This window comes from Cytophagaceae bacterium (assembly GCA_016722655.1).
Classification (GTDB): Bacteria; Bacteroidota; Bacteroidia; order Cytophagales; family Spirosomataceae; genus Leadbetterella.
On sequence record JADKIR010000004.1, the window covers coordinates 2,127,719 to 2,146,666 of the forward strand.

Annotated in this window: 20 protein-coding genes and 1 tRNA gene; 8 read left to right on the forward strand and 13 right to left on the reverse strand. The window is 35.4% G+C overall.

Translation table 11 applies throughout. The annotated features are described in order from the left end of the window. The 9 genes from IPP61_09755 to IPP61_09795 form a co-directional block, all read right to left on the reverse strand. The gene (locus IPP61_09755; GenBank protein ID MBL0325449.1) at nt 1–1,185 is read right to left on the reverse strand and encodes an MFS transporter; all 1,185 of its coding nucleotides are present in this window, start codon (nt 1,183–1,185) and stop codon (nt 1–3) included. 634 nt (nt 1,186–1,819) lie between these two features. Beyond that, nucleotides 1,820–2,104, reverse strand: coding sequence for a hypothetical protein (locus IPP61_09760; protein ID MBL0325450.1), 285 nt, complete (start codon nt 2,102–2,104; stop codon nt 1,820–1,822). 85 nt (nt 2,105–2,189) lie between these two features. Beyond that, nucleotides 2,190–3,041 (reverse strand): hypothetical protein, encoded by an 852-nt coding sequence (locus tag IPP61_09765; protein ID MBL0325451.1) that lies wholly within the window; start codon nt 3,039–3,041, stop codon nt 2,190–2,192. Between the two features lie 176 nt (nt 3,042–3,217). Then, complete coding sequence (locus IPP61_09770) at nt 3,218–3,412, reverse strand: hypothetical protein (GenBank protein MBL0325452.1); 195 nt, start codon at nt 3,410–3,412, stop codon at nt 3,218–3,220. Nucleotides 3,413–3,838: 426 nt separating this feature from the next. Then, on the reverse strand, nt 3,839–4,558 hold the full coding sequence (locus IPP61_09775; GenBank protein ID MBL0325453.1) for a hypothetical protein: 720 nt from the start codon (nt 4,556–4,558) through the stop codon (nt 3,839–3,841). A gap of 342 nt (nt 4,559–4,900) precedes the next feature. Further along, nucleotides 4,901–5,503, reverse strand: coding sequence for a hypothetical protein (locus tag IPP61_09780; protein MBL0325454.1), 603 nt, complete (start codon nt 5,501–5,503; stop codon nt 4,901–4,903). A gap of 428 nt (nt 5,504–5,931) precedes the next feature. Next, nucleotides 5,932–6,426, reverse strand: a complete 495-nt coding sequence (locus IPP61_09785) for a hypothetical protein (GenBank protein MBL0325455.1) — start codon at nt 6,424–6,426, stop codon at nt 5,932–5,934. Nucleotides 6,427–6,800: 374 nt separating this feature from the next. Beyond that, the gene (locus tag IPP61_09790) at nt 6,801–7,133 is read right to left on the reverse strand and encodes a hypothetical protein (protein ID MBL0325456.1); all 333 of its coding nucleotides are present in this window, start codon (nt 7,131–7,133) and stop codon (nt 6,801–6,803) included. A 369-nt stretch (nt 7,134–7,502) separates the two neighbouring features. Further along, nucleotides 7,503–7,676: a hypothetical protein gene (locus IPP61_09795; protein MBL0325457.1), complete on the reverse strand. Its 174-nt coding sequence runs from the start codon at nt 7,674–7,676 to the stop codon at nt 7,503–7,505. 551 nt (nt 7,677–8,227) lie between these two features. Here IPP61_09795 and IPP61_09800 point away from each other — a divergent pair. Both IPP61_09800 and IPP61_09805 read left to right on the forward strand, forming a co-directional pair. Continuing rightward, entirely contained in the window at nt 8,228–8,953 is a 726-nt protein-coding gene (locus tag IPP61_09800; protein ID MBL0325458.1) for a hypothetical protein, read from the forward strand. Continuing rightward, the gene (locus IPP61_09805) at nt 8,950–9,939 is read left to right on the forward strand and encodes a nucleotidyl transferase AbiEii/AbiGii toxin family protein (GenBank protein ID MBL0325459.1); all 990 of its coding nucleotides are present in this window, start codon (nt 8,950–8,952) and stop codon (nt 9,937–9,939) included. Before IPP61_09800 ends, IPP61_09805 begins: the two co-directional genes overlap by 4 nt. A 162-nt stretch (nt 9,940–10,101) precedes the next feature. Here the strand turns inward: IPP61_09805 and IPP61_09810 are convergent, their stop codons facing one another. Together IPP61_09810 and IPP61_09815 are read right to left on the reverse strand one after the other, a co-directional pair. Beyond that, nucleotides 10,102–10,314, reverse strand: coding sequence for a type II toxin-antitoxin system HicA family toxin (locus IPP61_09810; protein ID MBL0325460.1), 213 nt, complete (start codon nt 10,312–10,314; stop codon nt 10,102–10,104). Then, the gene (locus IPP61_09815; protein MBL0325461.1) at nt 10,307–10,519 is read right to left on the reverse strand and encodes a type II toxin-antitoxin system HicB family antitoxin; all 213 of its coding nucleotides are present in this window, start codon (nt 10,517–10,519) and stop codon (nt 10,307–10,309) included. Before IPP61_09815 ends, IPP61_09810 begins: the two co-directional genes overlap by 8 nt. A 353-nt stretch (nt 10,520–10,872) precedes the next feature. Here IPP61_09815 and IPP61_09820 point away from each other — a divergent pair, with 353 nt between their 5' ends. After that, on the forward strand, nt 10,873–11,181 hold the full coding sequence (locus IPP61_09820) for a helix-turn-helix domain-containing protein (GenBank protein ID MBL0325462.1): 309 nt from the start codon (nt 10,873–10,875) through the stop codon (nt 11,179–11,181). 144 nt (nt 11,182–11,325) lie between these two features. Next, a complete protein-coding gene (locus IPP61_09825; GenBank protein ID MBL0325463.1) occupies nt 11,326–12,084 on the forward strand; it encodes a DDE-type integrase/transposase/recombinase in 759 nt (252 codons plus the stop codon). A gap of 374 nt (nt 12,085–12,458) precedes the next feature. Here the strand turns inward: IPP61_09825 and IPP61_09830 are convergent, their stop codons facing one another. Next, nucleotides 12,459–12,659, reverse strand: a complete 201-nt coding sequence (locus IPP61_09830) for a hypothetical protein (GenBank protein ID MBL0325464.1) — start codon at nt 12,657–12,659, stop codon at nt 12,459–12,461. Nucleotides 12,660–13,619: 960 nt separating this feature from the next. Between IPP61_09830 and IPP61_09835 the strand changes: the two genes are divergently transcribed. The 3 genes from IPP61_09835 (at nt 13,620) to IPP61_09845 (ending at nt 17,129) form a co-directional block, all read left to right on the forward strand. Beyond that, on the forward strand, nt 13,620–13,928 hold the full coding sequence (locus IPP61_09835; protein ID MBL0325465.1) for a hypothetical protein: 309 nt from the start codon (nt 13,620–13,622) through the stop codon (nt 13,926–13,928). Nucleotides 13,929–14,239: 311 nt separating this feature from the next. Continuing rightward, nucleotides 14,240–16,279 (forward strand): glycoside hydrolase family 65 protein, encoded by a 2,040-nt coding sequence (locus IPP61_09840; GenBank protein MBL0325466.1) that lies wholly within the window; start codon nt 14,240–14,242, stop codon nt 16,277–16,279. 295 nt (nt 16,280–16,574) lie between these two features. After that, on the forward strand, nt 16,575–17,129 hold the full coding sequence (locus tag IPP61_09845) for a DUF4468 domain-containing protein (protein ID MBL0325467.1): 555 nt from the start codon (nt 16,575–16,577) through the stop codon (nt 17,127–17,129). Nucleotides 17,130–17,347: 218 nt separating this feature from the next. On the opposite strand, the gene IPP61_09850 is transcribed toward IPP61_09845, so the two are convergent. Beyond that, nucleotides 17,348–17,420: transfer RNA gene (locus IPP61_09850), tRNA-Phe, on the reverse strand. Nucleotides 17,421–17,592: 172 nt separating this feature from the next. On the opposite strand from IPP61_09850, the gene IPP61_09855 reads away from it, so the two are divergent. After that, on the forward strand, nt 17,593–18,915 hold the full coding sequence (locus IPP61_09855; protein MBL0325468.1) for a (Fe-S)-binding protein: 1,323 nt from the start codon (nt 17,593–17,595) through the stop codon (nt 18,913–18,915). Nucleotides 18,916–18,948 lie beyond the last annotated feature (33 nt).

An 18,948-nucleotide genomic window follows, 5' to 3' on the forward strand; every position in this document is an offset into this window, starting at 1 on the left:
TTATCTGATCACCTTCAATCGCGTCACCATAAAACTAATCATCAACCCGAAAACCGCAATCAAAATATAGGAAATCCTGAGATTGAAAACTTCCGAAATGTAACCAATAATAGGTGGGCCCAACAAAAATCCCAGATAACTGATACTCGAAATAGAGGCCAAAGCCGTGCTGGTTGACATGGTTTTGTGGTTTCCGGCCAGACTGAATACATTTGGTATATTGGTCGAAACGCCCAGACCTACCATCAGGAATCCAAATGCCGCCGTAGGAATGTAGGGGAATATTACGGCTATCATCAAGCCGCTGGCGATTAAAACGCCGTTGATCTGCATGATTTTTTTCTTGCCAAAAGTAGCCGTGAGCTTGTTGCCGATAAACCGCCCGCCGGTCATCATCACCATAAAGCAGGCATAGCCCAGGCTCACCCAGCCGCCGGTGGCACCCACAATATCCTTGAAATACACCCCGCTCCAGTCAAACATGGCCCCTTCGCACGACATGGCAAAGAAACCAATCACCCCCAATGACAGCAAAAAGCCGTCGGGTTTAGGGAAAAACTTCCTGTTTTCCTGCGGTACGGCTATCTCATCGAGCAAAAAGCGGGAATTGATGAAAGTGGAGAGTATTGAAAGCGACATGATAATCAGAAAATGATGGGTAGGAGGGAGCTTTAAGATGCCCATCAACAGCCCGATAAGTGCCCCCACAAAGCCCGCCAGACTCCATGAACCATGAAATGAGGCCATGATAGGCTTGCGGTACATTTTTTCGGCCACCACCGCCTGGGTGTTGATCGAAATATTGCTGATGTTGCCCGTCACGCCAAAGAAAAACAGGCACAGAGCCAGCAAAATAGGGCTGGAGGCCAGCGAGAGCATGACCATGGCGATGGAATACATGGGTGGGGCAAAGTGCATGATCTTTTTGCTGCCGTATTTGCCGGCCAGATACCCCGAAAACGGCATGGTGAGCAACTGACCCGCAGGCAATGCAAACAGGACAGAGCCCATGGCACCGTCGGAGAGTTGCAGGGCCGATTTTATGTCGGGAATGCGGCTGGCCCAGGAAGCAAAACACAGCCCCTGAAAGAAATAAAAAGCCGACACCGCCCACCGCACCCTTTTTCGGGTGGATTGGATATTGGTGGCCAAGCCTTTGTCTATAAGTTGATTATTGATGTTCATGGTTTACGATTCCCGGAGAAATACCACAAAAGTACAGGATTTATTATGTATTCTCAGTAGAAAAGACACCAGCTCTTGCAGTTTTAGGAATTATGAAAAGGTTTGTGGGAATGGTTATATATTTTTTTGGTAGAGAATTTTTATTTTGGTTTTAAACTTAAATGATTGCGAAGAGTGGGGTTTTGTGTTTGTATTCCTAAGATTTTTAGGGATGCTTTGTGAACATCTACCGAGTTACAAGCTTCATAGAGCTGGGATCTTTTATTGTTTTGATCAAATATTGTTTTTAAAAAAGTTCAAATTTGGCTTTCTCATTGCCACACGATATAATCGTGTGATAGCAGGGGAAAAGGACGAAGTTTTTAAAAAAGGATAATAAGAAAATAAATTATTTAATATTAAAAATGGGGTTATTTCATTAATAAATTATATTAATTCAAGATTAAAAATAAATTTAGAAACATTCTAAATTGTAGGCTTTTTTTTTAAATTTGACTAAAAGCATCATCAATATCCAGTTGAGAGCTGCTAACGCATCCCAGTAGTTTGCAATTATTCCCGCAATATTTGTGATGTTTTTAAACATTTTACTTTTCTATACAATTTTCAGAATTTTTCACCAAATACCTTTGAATTAAAATTTATACTTCTCATTTAGTTTTTCAATAAGACTTCCTAAGCTTTCAACATTATCAGCAATAATACTTATGTTTTCATTTAAAGAGGTTTCAAACCCATATTGCGAAGAACCTAAAGCTAAGGCAATAGCTTCAATAAAAGAATTACTGTTCTGAGAATTCACACCCAAACCTACTCTTAAAATATCATTTCTTTCTATTTCCAAAAGCAATTTATATGCTTCGTATGCAGTACAATTTAATTCGTTTTGAAAATCTTTTACTTGTTTTTTATCAATCATATTTCTTTTTAGATAATTTTATATTCTATCTAAGAATGCGAAAATAGAAGATGTTTTTTAATGTTGTAGATAATTTATTTGAAATTTATAATCTATGTCCGTATTGTTTTTCAACTTCCTCATAATTAAAACAATTTGGACAAACAGATTTAATTATATCAAATTGTCCTTTTTCAACATCCAAATATTCCATATAATAATTTTTTTTACAACATCTACATAACCGCTTCTCTACTCTTCTTCCTCCTGGAATGGATACAATCTCTTCTTTCGAAACTCTTACCTTCACAGAATTTTTATTAAAACCATTGATATTCTTTATTACTTCCTCGTAAGAATTAAATAATTTAGTTAAGTCATTTTGTTGAGAGGGGGATAGTACTTTTTCAAAATTTACTTTAAAAGTGTTAAGAAAATTAGAATTTAAATCTTCAAAATCCCTTTGTTTTTCATTAAATGACTTGTTCATTAATTTAATTTCATTTTCAAATTTTTGATTGACTTCATCAAAAACCTTTTTTCGCTGTTTTTTAAAATCTTGGGATTGAAAATAAATGATTCCAGTGGCTATAATAGTTAAAATTGCAAATAACAAACCAATTACAGTAATAAAATAACTGAAAGGATTAGAAGCAAGGCTTATTTGCGAATTTACTTTTTCCAAAATTTCAATATATTTTGAATCTAAGCTATCTTTAATTAGGAATTCTTTATCATGTTTATTTAACAGTGAATTTTTCTGGATAACATTTTCAACTTTTTTTTGTGAAAAAGAATTAATTGATAAAAAGAAAAATAGCAAAAAAAGTACCCTATTCATTGCAGTAATTATTATTGCTGATGTGACCTTTTTTCGTCCCCGCAGAGTCTCCGCCAGTGCCTCTGTGACCGCCCCTGTGCAAGAGTAAATATATTTTCTGAAAATTCTTACAGCCATATTGCCGGATTAGTTTTTGATATTGAAAGGAAATATTAAAATCTAAGATAAATACAATCGGCGAATTTGAGAAATATTGGATGGTTTTTTTTGTGGTTTTACAAGCTAGAAAGAGTGGGAGGAAGCGTACTTCATGTGTTCAAAGTCCCTGGGGGAGACTCTGAACTTACGAAACTTTAGCTGTTTGCAGCTTCCTCAAATCGTGCTTTATTATCTGCCATCCATTTTTGTTGATCTTCTTTGGTTTTAGATGGGTCGGTCATTACTTCAGGATGAGCCGACATGTAATGAGGCATAAGATTTTGCATCCATTGTTCAAATGTTTCGCCAGCAGCAGTAGTATCGCACAAATCGCATTTTAATGTTTTCATATTTTTTATAATGTTTAATTTCTACAAATATTTTTGGTCAAACGAAAGTATTCCAGGCTTAAATTATCAATAAACTTAAAACTGTCTATACAAATATAATAAAGCTGTTAGTGTAAATCTGGAAAATAGCTTTTAAAACCAAATTTTCTTACTTTCATACCCTCATATTCTCCTCCAGGGACTCTGTGGCCGCTTCAGTGCAAGAGTTAATATTTTTTTGGTGTATTCTTACAACCATATTGCCGGATTAGTTTTTGATTTTGAAAGGAAATATTAAAATATAAGATAAATATAATCAGTGATGATTTGGAAATATTGACTGGTTTTTTTGTGGTTTTGTGGTTTTCAAGCTTGAAGGAGTGGGAGGAGCATTCTCATATTTCCAAAGTGAAACTTATGTGCCTTGCCTTTAATCTAAAAAAAAGGCTATTCAAAGCCATTCTTCGAGTCGTCAAGATATTCATCGCTGTAATTGTCGAAGGAGGGCAAAGAACCAAATTTTCCATTTTCTCTAGCTAATTCATGCCAACCTTTCGAACCATCAAAATCATTACTCTTTAACGTTTTTCCTTCTAAATCATTTTCTGATTCAATAATTTTGTTCTTAAAATTCGGAGTATTTTTTAGAACCTTTTGACAATTTTGGAGTTTTAATTCTAAAGATTTTATTTTTTCTTCTAATTGTTGTTTTTCGTTTTCAGACTTAGTTTTATCAATATTTAGTAGTTTGTTTGAAGTTATTAGCTTTTCAATCAATCGATTGTTTTCTTCAGTTTCAGATTTTAATATTTTATTTTCATTATATATTTCATTTAAAACTTGTCCATTTAGACTTTCATTTATTCGTTTAATTTCTTGATTATGGCTACTTATTATTTTATCTATTTTTCGCTTATGTTCGAATTCCATTTTAATTGAAATGTTTTTCACTGCCTTTTCAATTATATTATTTATTCTTATTTCTTCAATTTTCTTTTTTTCTGCTATTTTGTTTTTTTCTTCAATTTCTTTTAATCTATTAGATTTTGACTGGCCTCTTCTTTTAAATTCCAAATAACCATTTTTTGATTTATCAGATGTTTTTTCCATTTTTTTTCCATCATCAAGCCCATTAATTATTGTTTTTATTTTCTTTATTTTGCTCATTTAAAAAAATATTAATTTATTTTAGAAGTTTACTTTAGGAACTAAGAATCCTCGAACCGCAATCTATTTCGTCCCCGCAGAGTCTCCGCCAGGGACTCTGTGGTTGCTTCTGTGCAGGAGAAAATATATTTTCGGAATATTCTTACAGCCATATTGCCGGATTAGTTTTTTGATATTGAAAGGAAATTTTAAAATCTAAGTTAAATACAATCGGCGAAAGTTTGGAAATATTGACTGGTTTTTTTGCAGATTTACAAGCTTGCAGGTGGCGGAATCTTTCTCCATGTGTTCAGAGTCCCTGGGGGAGACTCTGAACGGACGAAAAGGGGGTAATAAATTTTATTAAAAGTATACTTTCTCCCAATTTATACAATCGACCATTCCATTGACAAACAAAACTTGATAACTATAAGGGTATTTGCTAGTTAAAAATTCATTCCTACCAGTTTTTTTTACATAATTGAATTGAACATCAACTCTTAGTAAATTACCATCAAATTTTACAAATTCAATTAACATACTAGGTTTGACTTTTATTATTTTTTCTTCTTCAAATATGGTACTAACTAACCCGCCTTTAAAAAGGTGCAAGTTTTTTTTTACTTTTTTCAATCTTTTTTCAGAATAAAAAATACTTGTAGTTGGATTAAAAGGGATAGGATCTTTAAAAGTATTTTTTTTAAAATCTTCAAGTAAATCGGTATTTTCAAAGTATTTAAAATATGAAGTACCCATTTTTAACAATGAACATTGCAAACGCAATCCTGCATCAAAATCACCTTTTTTAACTATATCACTAACAAGAATTTCTTTAATTTTTCGAATACCAAATGACCTTCCATGCATTTCAAAAATTATTCTACACGCTTTGTCAAACTCATTTTTCTGAGCCTCAACAGATATGTTAAGACCAATAAATAATAATAATAAAATATATTTTTTCATTTTTTAATAACTCTATTGTAAAAATCATTCATTATATTTAAGTAAAACTTTTTCGTTTCAGAAATTGGATTTACAGTTACAGTTTTGCCACCATATTCCTCCCCGCTGCCTCTCCACCAGACACTCTGTGGCCGCCCCTGTGCAAGATTTAATAAATTTTCGGAATATTCTTACAGCCATATTGCCGGATTAGTTTTTGATATTGTAAGGAAATATTAAAATCTAAGATAAATACAATCGGCGAATTTGGGAAATATTGACTGGTTTTTTGTGGTTTTACAGGCTTGCAGGTGGGGGAAGCATACTCTCCATGAGTTCAGAGTCCCTGGCGGAGAGTTTGAACGGACGGAAGAGCTGGCAGCCACTTTACGCAACTACGAAGGTACAAGCTTCGCAGAACGGCTGAAACGTGCTATTAATTAACTATATTATTTTTTCCATTTTTTTAATTCCATTAGTAAAAAATCTTCTGAATTTGGTAATCCTTCGGTGCTATTGAAGTTTTTGATTATCTCATTTTTGATGGATTCTTTAATTTCTACAGAATCGCTTTTTGTTAAAGTTTCATGAGCCCTTAACAAAAAATACAATGAAAATGATTTTGTAACTGGATCATCACTAATAATTGAACTTTTAATTTCCTGTAATGAATCTTTATTCAATCCAAGATATGAATTAAAATATGCATAAGGATTATTAAATTTATTTCCATAAACCATTGAATAGAAAAAGAGCTTTTCTTTATCATTATAATAATCAAGCAAAATTGAACACTCTACATAAGATTCATCATCCCCTTTATTAAAAGAGGAAACTATAAGACTATCCAAATTTTGATTTACAAAACTACTATTACTATCTTTTTTTGAATCACATCCAAAAAGAAGAAATATTAAAAAATATATCGATGCTTTATTTTTCATTGTTGTTCCATTGTTGAAATTATATTTCCTCTAAAATAAATACGCATTATGGGCAAAGCCACATCATTTTAATGCTTGAAATGTAGCCATTTCCGTTTTTGTCAGTTGAAAAATTAACGTAGCCTTTCGTCCCCGAAGAGTCTCCGCCAGGGATCCTGTGGCTCTTTCTGTGCAAGAGGAAATATTTTTTCGTAATATTCTTACTGCCATATTGCCGGATTAGTTTTTGGTATTGAAAGGAAATATTAAAATCTAAGATAAATACAATCGGCGATGATTTGGAAATATTGACTGGTTTTTTTGTGGTTTAGGTTTTTTTAGAACGGACGGAAATCTGCTAAAGGAAAGGTAGAGCGGGAAAATACCATGAAGTTTTAAAAAGCTGAAAAACAATAGGTAATATTTAAAGCCCCCATTCTACACATTTCATTCGCGGTTAGTTCAATATTACATTGTTCCTCAAAATCATAATTAACCCAAATAATAATTTTATCACACAAGGAAGAAATCTTTGTCCAATTAATTTCCAATAAATCCAAATAATGATCTAAAACACTTTTATCCGAAAAAGAAAAATTATTGTCATCATTTAAAATTATTTTATATTCAAAATTGATATTATTCAAAACGTTTCCAACACCTAAAATATCCACAAGTAATTTAGCATTTTTAGATTCTATTGAAAGGTCATATATAAGTGTTTCCATTTTACAATTTTTTGTTTATCTAAGTAATGAATTCATTTATCGTTATTTCAGTTTTAAAACTTTTAACTTTAAATTTACTCTGAGCGTTTTTAGATGCTTTTAATATAATCTTTTCGTACCTGTAGCCTCTCCACCAGGGACCCTGTGGCTGCCAAAGTGCACGAGAAAATAAATTTTTGGAATTTTTTGATAGCCATATTGCCGGATTAGTTTTTGTATTGAAAGGAAATATTAAAATCTAAGATAATTACAATCGGCGAAAGTTTGGAAATATTGACTGTTTTTTTTGTGGTTTTAAAAGCATGCAGGAGGAGGATGCATACTCCATGTGTTCAGAGTCCCTGGCGGAGACTCTGAACTTACGAAACATTAGCTGTTTGCAGCTTCTTCAAATCGTGCTTTATTATCTGCCATCCATTTTTGTTGATCTTCTTTGGTTTTAGATGGGTCGGTCATTACTTCAGGATGAGCCGACATGTAATGAGGCATAAGATTTTGCATCCATTGTTCAAATGTTTCGCCAGCAGCAGTAGTATCGCACAAATCGCATTTTAATGTTTTCATATTTTTTATAATGTTTAATTTCTACAAATATTTTTAGTCAAACGAAAGTATTCCAGGCTTAAATTATCAATAAACTTAAAACTGTCTATACAAATATAATAAAGCTGTTAGTTCTGGGAAATAGCTTTTAAAACCAATTTTTCATACTTTCATCCCCTCATATTCTCTGCCAGGGACTCTGTGGTTGCAACTGTGCAGAAGTAAATATTTTTTTGGTGTATTCTTACAGCCATATTGCCGGATTAGTTTTTGATATAGATTGGAAATTTTAAAATCTAAGATAAATACAATCGGCGATGATTTGGAAATATTGACTGGTTTTTTTGCAGATTTCAAACTTGCAGGAGGGGTAAGCATACTCTCCATGAGTTCAGAGTCCCTGGTGGCGACGCTGAACGGATGAAATCATATTTTTCTTATCAGGATTTCCCGGTAACCTTCATTTTTTGTAAAATAGTATTCAAAAAATTGTCCAGTTTTTTTTACAATAAACTGGACAAAGTGCTATATTTGCGAATGACAATTTTTTTATGAAAGTATCTGATTATATTATATTTAAGATAGACAGGCTTCCAAAAGGATATGTGTTCACCTATGAAGATTTTATAGATGAGGTGAATAAAAAAGAAGCCATCATCAAAGCACTAAACAGAATGGCAGCTTCGGGTAAAATAGCAAAGCTGTCAAAGGGGAAATATTATAAGCCCGAAAATACCCCTTTTGGTAAACTTCAACCCAGCCTGGCCCAAATCGTAAAAGATTTATTAGAAGAAAACGGCAAAATATTGGGGTATCTTACAGGATATAGTATCTACAATCAGCTGGGGTTGACTACTCAGGTGAGTAATACCATACAAATCGGAAAAAATGAAATAAGGTCAGCATTTAAAAGAGAGAGGTACAGTATTTCGTATGTAAAACAAAAAAATACCATAACCAAAGAAAATATTCCTTTACTGCAGATACTTGATGCTATTCGATATATCAAAAATATACCCGATGCCAAAATTGAAGCTTCTTGCAGAAGATTTCTAGGTATTTTGCAAGCTCTTAAGCCTAAAGAAAGGGAAACGCTGGTACGACTTGCCTTAAAATATCCACCTGCTACAAGGGCATTATTGGGTGCTATGTTTGATGAACTCACCGAAGTGAATTTAGCCAAAGACTTAATGAAATCTTTAAACTCCATTACAAAATATAAGCTCGGTGGTGTTCAAGTTGCACTACCCACAGCAGAAAAATGGAATATAATATGAAGCTCCATGAAAACAAAACACTATATCGGCAGTCGATACAATATACAGCCGATCTTTTAAAAATTCCATCTGTTTATGTAGAAAAAGACTACTGGGTAAGCTACGCATTATTTACTATTTTCAGTAACGAAATAGGCACAGATACGGTGTTTAAAGGTGGAACAGCCTTGTCAAAATGCTTTAATTTGATAGAAAGATTTTCAGAAGATATAGATCTTGTAATGTTTAGGCGAGAAGGCGAAACCAATACTCAGCTAACGAATAAAATCAAAAAAATAAGCAAAGTGGTATCTGAGGTGCTTCCTGAAATACATGTATCTGGTCTGACACAAAAAATGGGAATGAACCGTAAGACAGCCCACAGCTATACCAGGGAGTTTATAGGCAATCTTGGTCAGGTGCGGGATTTTCTGGTTGTGGAAGCTACTTTATTAGGTTATCACGAGCCATTTACCAAGAAATTGTTAAACTCATTTGTTGGTGATATGATGCTAAGCACCGGGCAAAGTACCATTGCAGAAGCCAACGGATTAATGCCATTTGAAGTAAGGGTATTGGAGCCAGTTCGCACGATTTGCGAGAAAATAATGAGCTTGGTTCGTTTTTCTTATTCAAATGACCCTGCAGCAGATTTAAAAAATAAAATAAGGCATTTGTATGATTTGAATCAATTACTTAGTCATGATGAATTTGCTCAATTTTTCGACTCTGAAGATTTTGATAGAATGCTCCTAAAAGTAGCAAAAGATGATATTGTTAGTTTTAAAAACAACAATGCCTGGCTTAAAAATCATCCTTCCGATGCATTGATATTCAGAAATACAGATAGAATATGGCCTGAGTTGAAAGCGACTTATAATGGTCAATTTAAAAACCTGATTTATGGTGAACTTCCGAAAGAGACGGTAATATTTGAAACATTGATAAAGATAAAAGAGAGGCTAAAAACCGTGACTTGGACCATAAAACTTGTTTCTGAATCTTGAAGTTCAATGAGTTCCCACAGAGTATTCCAGAATAGATTTTGTGGACACTCCTGTGAAGGAGTAAATATATTTTAGGAATATTCTTACAACCATATTGCCGGATTAGTTTTTGATATTGAAAGGAAATTTTGAAATCTAAGATAAATACAATCGGCGAAAGAATCAGATAAAATCCTCTAAAGTCAAGTTTGCTTGCCTTAATATGGAACGAAAAGTACCAAATGGAATCTCTTTTTTGGCCATTGGCACTATTACGGTTAAAACGGGATTGGTACCTTTTCTAAACTTGGCATGACTGCCTTTTTGTGATACAAGCACAAAACCTAACCGAAGCAAAACTTTTACGATATATTCTGAAGAATATAATTTAGGCATGGGAAAAAGTGGCGTGAATAATTTCGGGTTGTTCAATTTCGGGAATGGTATTCAAGCTATTGTCTTCGAAATAAAGCTCTAAGGCTTCCTGAAGATTTGCCAATGCCTCCGTTTTTGTATTTCCAAAACTTGATACATCTACATTTAAACATTGAGCCACAAAATGTTCACCTTCTTTCCAAACGATATGTTCCAGATTTATCATTGACATCGATTTATTTAAACAAACTTACAAAAAATCTTTAGATATTAATGTTTTACAGGCTTATCGTTTTTTTAAATTCTTCGTCCCCGCAGAGTCTCCGCCAGACACTCTGTGGCCGCTTAATTTACTTTTTGTTTACTGCGGGTAAAACCCGCTTTACACACCTACGAAGGCACAAGCTTCGCAGAGCGGACTTTACACAAACACGAAGGCACAGCCTTAGAAGAGCTGATTAAATTAAATCACTATTATTTCTTTTCAGGCATTATTCCTTTTTTGTAATTTTAGAAAATCCTAATAGGTCGATAAAAACTTGGACACAAAACTAAGTTAACAATTAATTAGATTTGTGTATGTCAAAACATCAAAAAACATGGTCATCAGATGAGAAGGAGAAAATAGTTCTTCATTCTATCCAGCATGGCGTTAGTAAAACATCAAGGGAGTTTGGGGTTTCAACAGTGAGTATTTACAGTTGGAAAGAGAAGCTTGAGCAACTGGGCAAAAATGGTTTGCAATCGGGAGCAATGACCGACTCTGAACGAGAACTTAAATTATTGCGTCGTGAAAACGAAGCTCTGAAAAGGATTGTGGCCGAGAAAGAATTAGCCATTCAGATTAAAGATTCCCTTTTAAAAAAAAGCCAGTCAATAAAGAAATGAAGATCATGGTTGTTGATGAATTTCTGGAGCAAGGCAAACCCAAAAACATAGTATTAAAACATGTTGGACTGTCGAGAAGTAGCTATTATTACACTTCTACCGGCACAAAAGCCAGGGAAAAAAGCATCTCGAGTTGTTTATGACATAGACGACAACCGACATGATTTAGACTATGTTTTAAAAGAAGTTAAGACACTTTTAGAAGGTGAGTTTGTTGATTATGGCTATTATAAAACTTATCGCTATTTAAACCAGGAAAAGGGTTTAAAGATTGGTGCATATAGAACCTATAATCTTATGAAGGAGCATAATTTATTGAAGTTTCAACGTAATAAGACCAAAAGAACAAGCAGAAATTGGGTAAAAGAACTCGTGCCAAATGTACAAAGTGAATTTAGTTTCCTGGAATTTGATATTAAGTATGTTTATGTACAAGGAACTCATTCAAATGCACAAGTATTGACTATTTTAGATGTTTATTCAAGGTGGCAACTGGCTCAATATATCGCAAATTCTATTAAATCCGAAGACGTAATAAATCTCTTTGAACAGGTTTTTCAGACCTATCCTATGCCAAAACAATTCATCGTCAGAAATGATAATGGATCGCAATTTGAAGCAACAATCGTTCAGGAATATTTAAGAAAAAAGGGTGTAAATCAGGAATTTACCAAGCCTGCTAGCCCCGAGCAAAACGCACATATTGAGGCGTATCACTCTATAATGGAAAGTGCTGTATGTCAAAGACTTGAGTTTGAAAATTTAGAAGATTTCAAACAAATAATGACAAGGTGGAAGAAATTTTATAACTTCGAGAGAATTCATGGTGGATTAGGATACAAGTCACCTAAAAAATTCCTGGAATCAATAGGTGTCAAAATTGACCCAAAATGGGTAATGTAAATTAATTATCGTGTCCAAGTAATTGCGTTTAAGACAAAATGATATACTGTAAATACAATCCATTTCGAATTTAAAATAGACAAGGAGTTTATGTAAAAAGCAATTAGACCTAAAACAAAAAATATAAAAAACAAACATAAATCAAGCGAGAATCTTTTTTTTAATTGCAAATGAAAAAATTAATATGTAAAAAAATAAATCGTTAAGTAATATATAAGATTTTTAACAAAATATATCATTGAAAAGTAACTAGTCTCTACTGAAATATAGCCGCCTTTTGATATGTAATTATACTGATAAATGCCAAGTGCTATTTGACATAAAATGAGCACAGTAAATGAGTCAAGAATTACTTTTATCCACAATTTCATATTTTAATCAATTATAAACTTCGTTCCTGAATAATTCCCTTCATCATCATAATAATCTTCAGTTGTGTATTTTATACCATTTGCATTTAAAAATGCCATGGTATTATAAACATTATTTTTTAGTCCCCGCTGAGTCTCCGCCAGTGCCTCTGTGTCCGCCCCTGTGAAGAAGTAAATATTTTTTCGTAATATTCTTTCAGCCATATTGCCGGATTAGTTTTTGATATTGAAAGGAAATACTAAAATCTAAGATAAATACAATCGGCGAAAGTTTGGAAATATTGACTGGTTTTTTTGTGGTTTTGGAAGCTAGAAAGAGTGGGAGGAAGCGTACTATCTGAGTTCCTGGCGTAGAGTTTGAATGAATGAAAAATATAGGTGCGTTTTGAAACACACATTACCTCATTTCCAATTCTTCATTGAATAAATGAAAATAAAAAAAGACAAAATGAAGTACGATAGAACTACTGTGATTCCGACAAGTTTTCTTTGAAATTGCAGAGACTCATACCACTTATACAAACGAATTTTTCTTTCCTCATTGCAATACAAAACATGGAAGGGGAAAAGGAAAATAAATAGTATAAGCATTAAGCCCAGAGTAGGTATTTTAACTTTGAAATATTTCAGTAGAGCTATTATGTTCAGATAAAAAGTGAACCCAATAAAGCCTGCCCCTCTGGTTGTATTTCTAAAGAGCGTCACTTTTTCATAAAGCTTATTAAATGTGACAAACATAAAATCTATTACCTTGAACATGATTTCGTTTTTTAGTTATTCGCTTTCTACTTTTCTATTTTCACCCCCGTAGCCTCTCCGCCAGAAACTCCGTGGCCGCCACTGTGAAGGAGTTAATACATTTTCGGAGTATTCTTTCAGCCATATTGCCGGATTCGTTTTTGATACAGAAAGGAAATATTAAAATCTAAGATAAATATAATCGGTGATGATTTGGAAATATTGACTGGTTTTTTTGTGGTTTTACAAGCTTGAAGGAGGGGGAATCATACTCCATTTGTTCAGAGTCCCTGGCGGAGACTCTGAACCGACGGAAATCCAAAATGTGGGAAAGATGTAATCTAAATGAAATATTATGTAATAGATTTTAAGGGCAATAATTGAACCTTTGCAGGTGGAAACTCCTTCACGTTAAATTATTAATTTATGAAAAAGTACATATTCCTGACCCTGATTGTGATGTTGAGCATTCTTCCTTCACATCTAAAAGCCGCAGCAATTGCCGAACCCACCCCAACCAGCAAAACAATTGATTCGCCCGAAGCCAATGCCATTATTTCAAGACTAAAAGAAATCAAAGCATTAGACAAATCAAGCCTTAGTTTCAAAGAAAAAAGGACGCTCAGAAAAGAAGTAAGATCACTGCAAAGTAACCTGGCAGATGTCAATGGGGGTGTTTATATTTCAGTAGGTTCAATTATTATCATCTTACTTTTGTTGATTCTCTTGCTTTGAGTTACTGTTTTTTTCTTTTCTAATTGAGTAATTTATAATTCAGTTTTGGGCACGTATCTTCCGGCTAATAGCCTGAATGGTACTGCCTTTTTTACATTTGGGATTTTCATAAAAACTATTTCTATTCCCGAAAAACAATAAAAATTAAAAGGTCACCCAGGCATTTTTAACCATTCTAAATTTCATTTCACCTTAAAAATTAATGCTTTGCCTATCTCCGGTTTTGAATTCTAAATTTTGAGTAAATCCAAATTCATTTTCCTCTCAATTTTTTTGCTAACTTGTACCCCATATTGAAACCTTTGATAAAAATGAAACTTAAACTATTGGCTGCCATGCTGTGCATCGGCATTGCTGCATTTGCTCAGGATCCCTGGAAAATTACCGCCCAAAATATCGATCCCAACCATTATTACGGGGTTACCGTGGCCAATGGCATGATTGGCATTACCTCCTCAGCCGAGCCTTTGAAAGTCAAAGAAATAGTGCTCAACGGTGCCTTTGATACCTATGGAAGGGGCAGAGTGGCCAATATCCTGAAAGTTTTTGAATTTGCCAATCTGGATATCGATGTCAACGGCCAACGTATCAACAAAAGCAATATCAAAGATTACACACAGGTGATCGACATGAAAAATGGTGAATTGCTGACTGCCTTTGAGCATGAAAAAATAAAAGTAAAAACCAACATGATGGCCCTGCGGCATCTGCCACATTCGGCTCTGATTGAAGTCGAAATCACGGCAAAAACTGCCTGTGAGATCACCCCAACGAGTTTTATTCAGGCTCCTGAGGTATTACGTGACGTTGAAAATTTCTATCATCTCATCGACAGACCGCATTCACTTACGCCTTTGCTTACTTCTGTGGCCAAAAGTCCGACAGGGAAATACACGGTTTCAGCCTCTAATTCTATCATTTTTAATGAAAAACGTGGTCTTGAGCCTTCGCTCGTGCATGAAGAATGGGACTACGGCATGCACAAACTCAAATTTACAAAGCAGCTGGCGGCTGGTGAAACTTACAAATTTGCCGTAGTGGGCACCGTGATTTCCTCTGCTCATATCTCCGATGCCCACAATGAGGCAGAGAGACTGACGATTTTTGCGGCTCTGGAAGGCACCGCCAGACTTAAACAAAAACATGAAGCCGCCTGGGCAAAGCTTTGGACGTCTGACATCCAGGTGGAAGGCGACCCCGAAGCACAGCGGGCGGCACATTTTTCTTTGTACAACCTCTACAGTTTTTGCAGGGAAGGTCAGGCCTACAGTCTCTCTCCGATGGGTTTGTCGGGCTTGGGTTATAACGGACACGTTTTCTGGGATACCGAACTTTGGATGTATCCTCCATTGTTAGTTTTACATCCCGAAATCGCCAAATCGTTGCTCGAATACCGTTTTCAGAGACTCGGTGCAGCCAAAGAAAACGCCAAAAATCATGGTTATCAGGGAGCTATGTTTCCCTGGGAGTCTGACAACGACGGTCAGGAGTCTTGTCCGGTGTGGGCACTTACGGGGCCGTTTCAACATCACGTTACGGGCTGTGTAGGTTTTGCTTTCTGGAAATATTATCAGGTGACCAAAGACAAGTCCTGGTTGGCCACGCGGGGTTATCCTATGCTAAAAGAAGTGGCTGATTTTTGGGTGAGTCGTGCCGAGCTGGGCAAGGATGGTAAATATCACATCATCAATGTGGTGTGTGCCGATGAGTGGGCCGAAAACGTGGACGACAACGCCTTCACCAACGGAATTGCGAAGGAAGTGTTGATGTACGCCAATCAGGCTGCAAAAGAATTGGGTTATCCTGAAAATCCGGAATGGAAAAAGGTGTCGGAAGATATCGTAATTCTGAAATTTAATGACGGCACCACGCAGGAATATGCCGGATATGCCGGCCAATTGATCAAGCAAACTGATGTGAATTTACTTTCGTATCCTTTGAAACAAATCACCGATAAGGCCTCGATAGAGAAAGACCTCGATTATTATTGGAAAGCTCTTGCCGACAATAATCCGGGCAGGAAGGGGCAAAGTCCGGCGATGGCACAGGCGATATTCAGTATTTTGAATGCCAGATTGGGCAATACCGACAAAGCTTACAGCCAATATATGGACAGCTACAAACCCAACGAGGTGCCGCCATTCGGTGTTTTGGCCGAAACAGCAGGCGGTACAAATCCTTATTTTGCGACAGGAGCGGGAGGATATTTACAAACGCTGGTCAACGGTTTTGGAGGCTTAGACATCACCGATGCCGGTATTATTCAGCTCAAAACCAAGCTACCAAAACACTGGAAGTCATTGACCATAAAAGGTGCCGGACCAGATAAAAAGGACTTTGTGGTAAAGTGATGGTTTGAGGTTTTCTAATTGCCACAGGGTCTGATGAGGCTCTGTGGTTTTTTTATGTGCTGGGTTTAGTTTTTTTTAATAAATATAATGCTTTACTTTTTCTGCGGGTGAAACACGCTTTACGCACCTACGAATCTACAAGCTTCGCAGAGCGGATAAAAAATGAAAACAAAAATTAGAAATTTCTGGAGATGGTTTTTAGAATCGGGAATTATTGACTTAATAATTATCGGTTTGATGGGTTGGGTTTTTTATTTGTTTTGAATAGATTTACAGAAAACTAATAATTGACCACATGAAAAAGTATTTTTTATTTTCGGTTTACTTTTTTGCCATTTCTATTCTCTTTAATACAAAGGTTTACTCCCAATGGCCTATTGACTCATTAACCGGTAAAGTTTCAATTTCTGGAATTATTGAAGCAAAAGGAATAGGCAAAGACAAATTACATGGTATTCTCAAAAGTTGGGCAGCTGATTATTTTAAAAATTCAAAATATCCCTTAGATATTGACGAAAAGGAATATGGAAAATTGGTTTATAAAGGTATTATCATTGCAGAACCTCAAAAGTATTTAGGTGTATTAGCCGACTACGGCCATTTTTGGGTAACTGTAAAATTTTGGATAAAAGATGAAAAAGTCAAATATGAGTTTACAAACTTTATTCATGAAAAAGGCATGAGTAAGTACGCCTATAATTGTGGATCATTTGAAAATTTAGACTGTGGAACAATGGTAATAATGAATAGAGATAAATGGAATAATATGAAACAGGCACTTATTAAAGAAATTAAAACTGATGTGGAAAATATCAAGAAAAGGATAGGAAAAGATGAGTTTGATTTTTAGAAATATTTATTAAAGAAACTAATTAAGCAAACAGTACGCACACGCACGCACGAGAAAAAACCTCAAATAAAGGCCATTTTCCGATTTTTTGGACATCAATACGCACGTGATAGAAGAGTTTGAGTGTCAAAAAAATGCCTGAAATTCAAAAAAGTGTCCCCCAAAGCACCCCAGATAAAAACAAAAAGGCCGACTCATTAAAGTCAGCCTTTTGAAGGTGGTGATGGACGGAATCGAACCGCCGACACAAGGATTTTCAGTCCTTTGCTCTACCAACTGAGCTACATCACCATTGTGATTTCACCACCTTTTGCCCGTTTGGGACTGCAAAATTAGACAAAAACTTTTTTAAAACAAATCCATTTTAAAAAAATACTAAAAAAATTTCATCATACCTTGTTTTGTTTTCTGAAATTTCGATATTTGTAATAGTATGCATGCATACCAAAACCTTTTTCAAATTATGAACATCATTTCTCAAATCGGGTTTCTGGTAATTTTGGCTTTGGCCACTTATCTGATCACAAAAAGAGTTCAGCTTATCAGCAAAAGTATAAAACTGGGTAGAGCCGAAGACCGTACCGATCAACCCTCTGTGCGATTGAAAAACATGATTCTGCTTGCTTTTGGTCAGAAAAAGATGTTTGCAAAGCCAATAGTGGCAGTTTTGCATTTGTTTGTTTATGTAGGATTTATACTCATTAATATAGAAGTGCTGGAGATAGTGCTTGACGGACTTTTGGGTACTCACCGGATATTTTTGAAACCTTTGGGAGGATTTTACAATGTTGTCATGAACTTCTTTGAGTTGCTGGCTTTGGGTGTTTTGGTGGCTTGTTTAATTTTTTTGGTCAGAAGAAATATTTTGAAAGTAGGTCGATTTCAGCCCCAAAATCACAGGGAAATGAAAGGCTGGCCGTTTCAGGATGCTAACACTATTTTGTTTTTGGAAATTATACTCATGGGGGCATTTTTGAAGATGAATGCCGCTGATTACGTATTACAAACCCGTGGTATCGGGCATTTTGCAGAAGCCCAGACCGGTAGTTTTTGGGTTAGCCAATTTCTTGTTCCTTTGTTTCAAAACTATTCAGATAGTTTATTGATAATCGTCGAAAGAGCAGCCTGGTGGTTTCATATAATTGGGATTTTGGCTTTTGCAGTGTATGTTACTTATTCCAAACACCTGCATATTGCTTTGGCATTTCCCAATGCATATTTTGCCGATCTTTTACCTAAAGGCCAGATGAAAAATATGCCCGCCGTAGCTACTGAGGTTAAAATCATGCTTGGTCTGCAACAAGCTCCGGAAACTCCTGCCGAAATAGGTCGCTTCGGTGCAAAGGATGTGGACGACCTCAGTTGGAAAAACCTCATGGATGCCTATACCTGTACTGAATGTGGACGCTGTACCTCAGCATGCCCTGCCAATCAAACCGGTAAGGCCCTTTCGCCCAGAAAAATCATGATGGATACCCGTGACAGACTTGAAGACATCAAAAAAGGCTGGGTCAAAAATGGTATGGAATATAGAGATGAAAAGAGCCTTTTGGGTGATTACATAACCAATGAAGAACTTTTGGCGTGTACTACCTGTAACGCCTGTGTGCAAGAATGCCCCGTTATGATCAGCCCATTAGATATAATTTTGCAACTTCGTCGTTACAGAGTGATGGAAGAAAGCCAGGCTCCTCAAAGCTGGAACGTGATGTTTCAGAACCTCGAAACCAACATGGCCCCATGGAAATTTTCACCTGACCAACGGTTGGATTGGGCGAAAGATTGAGTTTTTCTGTGTTCTACAAATATTCTGCCTTAA

What these genes read in the sequence shown, in the direction of transcription:
- IPP61_09855 (MBL0325468.1), top strand. Translation starts at nt 17,593, where the DNA reads ATGAACATCATTTCTCAAATCGGGTTTCTGGTAATTTTGGCTTTGGCC.
- IPP61_09805 (MBL0325459.1), top strand. Translation starts at nt 8,950, where the DNA reads ATGAAGCTCCATGAAAACAAAACACTATATCGGCAGTCGATACAATAT.
- IPP61_09785 (MBL0325455.1), bottom strand. Translation starts at nt 6,426, where the DNA reads ATGAAAAATAAAGCATCGATATATTTTTTAATATTTCTTCTTTTTGGA.
- IPP61_09835 (MBL0325465.1), top strand. Translation starts at nt 13,620, where the DNA reads ATGAAAAAGTACATATTCCTGACCCTGATTGTGATGTTGAGCATTCTT.
- IPP61_09780 (MBL0325454.1), bottom strand. Translation starts at nt 5,503, where the DNA reads ATGAAAAAATATATTTTATTATTATTATTTATTGGTCTTAACATATCT.
- IPP61_09765 (MBL0325451.1), bottom strand. Translation starts at nt 3,041, where the DNA reads ATGGCTGTAAGAATTTTCAGAAAATATATTTACTCTTGCACAGGGGCG.
- IPP61_09790 (MBL0325456.1), bottom strand. Translation starts at nt 7,133, where the DNA reads ATGGAAACACTTATATATGACCTTTCAATAGAATCTAAAAATGCTAAA.
- IPP61_09815 (MBL0325461.1), bottom strand. Translation starts at nt 10,519, where the DNA reads ATGATAAATCTGGAACATATCGTTTGGAAAGAAGGTGAACATTTTGTG.
- IPP61_09820 (MBL0325462.1), top strand. Translation starts at nt 10,873, where the DNA reads ATGTCAAAACATCAAAAAACATGGTCATCAGATGAGAAGGAGAAAATA.
- IPP61_09845 (MBL0325467.1), top strand. Translation starts at nt 16,575, where the DNA reads ATGAAAAAGTATTTTTTATTTTCGGTTTACTTTTTTGCCATTTCTATT.
- IPP61_09760 (MBL0325450.1), bottom strand. Translation starts at nt 2,104, where the DNA reads ATGATTGATAAAAAACAAGTAAAAGATTTTCAAAACGAATTAAATTGT.
- IPP61_09810 (MBL0325460.1), bottom strand. Translation starts at nt 10,314, where the DNA reads ATGCCTAAATTATATTCTTCAGAATATATCGTAAAAGTTTTGCTTCGG.
- IPP61_09800 (MBL0325458.1), top strand. Translation starts at nt 8,228, where the DNA reads ATGAAAGTATCTGATTATATTATATTTAAGATAGACAGGCTTCCAAAA.
- IPP61_09775 (MBL0325453.1), bottom strand. Translation starts at nt 4,558, where the DNA reads ATGAGCAAAATAAAGAAAATAAAAACAATAATTAATGGGCTTGATGAT.
- IPP61_09830 (MBL0325464.1), bottom strand. Translation starts at nt 12,659, where the DNA reads ATGGCTGAAAGAATATTACGAAAAAATATTTACTTCTTCACAGGGGCG.
- IPP61_09840 (MBL0325466.1), top strand. Translation starts at nt 14,240, where the DNA reads ATGAAACTTAAACTATTGGCTGCCATGCTGTGCATCGGCATTGCTGCA.
- IPP61_09755 (MBL0325449.1), bottom strand. Translation starts at nt 1,185, where the DNA reads ATGAACATCAATAATCAACTTATAGACAAAGGCTTGGCCACCAATATC.
- IPP61_09770 (MBL0325452.1), bottom strand. Translation starts at nt 3,412, where the DNA reads ATGAAAACATTAAAATGCGATTTGTGCGATACTACTGCTGCTGGCGAA.